Source organism: Sphingopyxis sp. BSNA05, from assembly GCF_013265645.1.
In the GTDB taxonomy this organism is placed as follows: domain Bacteria; phylum Pseudomonadota; class Alphaproteobacteria; order Sphingomonadales; family Sphingomonadaceae; genus Parasphingorhabdus.
Window position 1 is genome coordinate 1 of record NZ_PYIA01000094.1, and the last position, 2,647, is coordinate 2,647.

General features: G+C 65.7%; 5 protein-coding genes. 3 read left to right on the forward strand and 2 right to left on the reverse strand.

Annotated elements, in window-relative coordinates; all coding sequences use genetic code 11:
• The first annotated feature begins 85 nt into the window (after window positions 1–85).
• The 3 genes from C8024_RS10735 to C8024_RS10745 all read left to right on the forward strand — a co-directional run bounded on the left by C8024_RS10735 (window position 86) and on the right by C8024_RS10745 (window position 1,665).
• Entirely contained in the window at window positions 86–583 is a 498-nt protein-coding gene (locus tag C8024_RS10735) for a hypothetical protein (RefSeq protein WP_173204945.1), read from the forward strand.
• Window positions 584–679: 96 nt separating this feature from the next.
• Window positions 680–1,162 carry a DUF1772 domain-containing protein gene (locus tag C8024_RS10740; protein WP_173204948.1) on the forward strand — a complete coding sequence of 161 codons (483 nt, stop codon included), beginning with the start codon at window positions 680–682 and terminating at the stop codon, window positions 1,160–1,162.
• Window positions 1,159–1,665 (forward strand): GNAT family N-acetyltransferase, encoded by a 507-nt coding sequence (locus C8024_RS10745; RefSeq protein ID WP_173204951.1) that lies wholly within the window; start codon window positions 1,159–1,161, stop codon window positions 1,663–1,665. Before C8024_RS10740 ends, C8024_RS10745 begins: the two co-directional genes overlap by 4 nt.
• Window positions 1,666–1,693: 28 nt before the next feature.
• Here the strand turns inward: C8024_RS10745 and C8024_RS10750 are convergent, their stop codons facing one another.
• Window positions 1,694–2,122 (reverse strand): cupin domain-containing protein, encoded by a 429-nt coding sequence (locus C8024_RS10750; RefSeq protein WP_173204954.1) that lies wholly within the window; start codon window positions 2,120–2,122, stop codon window positions 1,694–1,696.
• Complete coding sequence (locus tag C8024_RS10755) at window positions 2,119–2,556, reverse strand: globin (RefSeq protein ID WP_173204957.1); 438 nt, start codon at window positions 2,554–2,556, stop codon at window positions 2,119–2,121. Before C8024_RS10755 ends, C8024_RS10750 begins: the two co-directional genes overlap by 4 nt.
• Window positions 2,557–2,647 lie beyond the last annotated feature (91 nt).

Here is a 2,647-nt window from a genome sequence, read left to right on the forward strand (position 1 = left end):
CTTTGAAAAGGAGGGGCTTAACACGGGTAATACCCATCCAAAATCCGCTTTCCTACATCACCCCATATATGCCTTAATCCCCGCCATGTCCTACTCCCGCCCCGACCCCCGCAGCAGCTTTGTCCAAAACCGCCGCATCTCCCGCATCCCCGCTTTCACGCCCGTGCCGCTGCGCCCGCGCGCCGATGGCTGGTCGCCGGTCCGGCAAGCGGAATTTATCGGCCTGCTGGCGCAGACCCGCTGCGTCAAGAAGGCGGCGATGCTGGTCGGGATGAGCCGGGACAGTGCCTATCGGCTCCGCCGCAAGCCCGGCGCGGAGGAATTTGTGGCGGCCTGGGATATGATAATGGGCGTGCCGACGAGCCAGCAGCCAAAGGTTACACTAGACACGCTGTTCCAGCGGCTCCGGCAGGGCAGCTACCGGCCGATATTGCGTGGCGGGCGCTATGTCGGGACGATCCGGAAACCTGACAATAGCGCGCTTTTGGCGCTGCTCGGGCGGCTCGACCGGCTGCTGCCGCCGGAGGGTGATCCGGGCGAGGAACCGGAAGGTTACAGAAAAGAAAAACCCGCGTCTGTGTAAAGTTCGCGGAGGGGCACGGCGGGAAAAACGTGACTCGGACTTTCTTTCGCCGCAAGATGCGCCAGTCCCCCGCGCAACAGACGAGGAGAATATCCGATGGAAGACGTGATCACCGCAACGCTCTGGTTTGCCGCGCTGTCGGTCGGGATCATGGCGGGGGTCTATTTTGCCTTTTCCGCCTTTGTCATGCAGTCGCTCGACGCGGCGGGGCGGGCGACCGGCATGGTGGCGATGCAGTCGATCAACCGGATCATAGTGCGGTCGCTGTTCCTGCCGCTATTTTTCGCCAGCAGTCTCGCCTGCCTGTTGCTCGCGGTCTTTGGCCTGATGGAGTGGGGCACGCCGGGCGCATGGCAGATGGTGATCGGCGGCTTGCTCTATGTGGCCGGTATGCTGGTGGTGACGGCGGCGGCCAATGTGCCGCTGAATGACGCGCTGGAGGCAACCGACGCCGCGGGGCCGGAGGCCGAGGCGATGTGGCGGCGCTATATGCAGCGCTGGCTGCCGTGGAACCATGTCCGGACGCTGAGCTGCACCGTCTCGCTGGCGCTCCTGATCGGGGCGATTGCCGCGCGATGAGTCTGGTTATCCGCCCGGAAAAGCCCGCCGATCGGGCCGCGATCCACGATATCACCCGGCGCGCCTTTGCGCCGATGGACTATGCCGCTGGCAATGAGCAGGATCTGATCGACCGGTTTCGCGACGCCGGGGCGCTCGCGATCTCGCTGGTCGCCGAACAGGACGGCGCGGTGGTCGGGCAGGTGACCTTTACCGAGGCTTTTGCCGCCGACGGGTCGACCGGCTGGTATGCTTTGGGGCCGGTGGCGGTGGAGCCGGACTTGCAGGGGCAGCATATCGGCAGCCGGCTGATCGAAGCGGGCATCGCCATGCTCCGCGAGCGCGATGCCGCGGGTTGCGTGCTGACCGGTGATCCCGCCTATTACAGCCGCTTCGGCTTTCGGATATTTTCCGATCTGTGCCCCGAAGGCGAACCCGCCGCTTATTACCAGATATTGCCCCTGCGGGTGGCGGTTCCGCAGGCGGTGGTCGCCTTTCATCCGCTATTCTACGGGCCATCCTGAGATGGAGGAGCGGGCTTTTCTGCGATGCTCAGCGTCCGGGCGACCAGTCTGCCGGAGCCAGTTCGAAGCCGGAAAATTCAAAGCCCGGCGAGACGATGCAGCTGACCAGCGCCCAGCCCTGATCGGCCTGTGCCGCCTGCCAATGGCCGGTCGGGATGCGATGCTGCGGGGCGTGGCCGGCGATGATATCGGGACCAAGACGGATCGTCGACACCGGCCCGCTATCCTGTTCAGCCGTGCCCAGCGCAAGCGGGCTGCCCGCGTGCCAAAGCCAGACTTCGGTGGCATCGACCCGGTGCCAGTGGGAGGACTGGCCCTCTTCAAGCAGGAAATAGATCGCGGTTGCGCTTGCCCGCTCGCCATCCGCCGCGTCTGCGCGCCAGGTCTCGCGATACCAGCCGCCCTCGGGATGCGGTTGCAGGCCGAGCTGCTCGATGATCGCCCGTGCCTCGCTCATGTCCGCACCGGCACTTCGCTGTTGCGGTCCACGGTCGCGACCTTGGCGACCAGCCCGTCGGCCTGCCGCTGCCAGGCGGCACTCGCACCAGCGGGCCAGTCGGCACCGGCGCGCCTGGCCATGGTCTCGATCACCAGCGCAAACCAGGCGGCATAGTCATGCGGGGTGAAGTCGGCATAATTGTGGTGCAGGTCGATGAAATTGGTGACCGCATGGTCGACCCACCATTCGCCCGCCGCCAGCCCGAGCATCGCCTCGAGCGTCTCCCGCGTCATCCGTTCGCGCGCCGCTTCGGGGTTGAGGAACACCGGGGCATAATGCGGATGATCGGCGATAAACCGGTCGAACAATTCGGCGGCGATGCCGTCATAACGGTCGCCCAGCGCCTCGAGACTGTCCTCCATCACGGCATGGTCGGTCTGGTGCGCGGTCATCTCAGAAGGAACCCGGAACCTCGCGCTGGGCGGGGGTCGGTCGGGCCGGCATCAGCAGCTCGCGGGGCGCGGCCGCCGGTCCGGTCGCAAC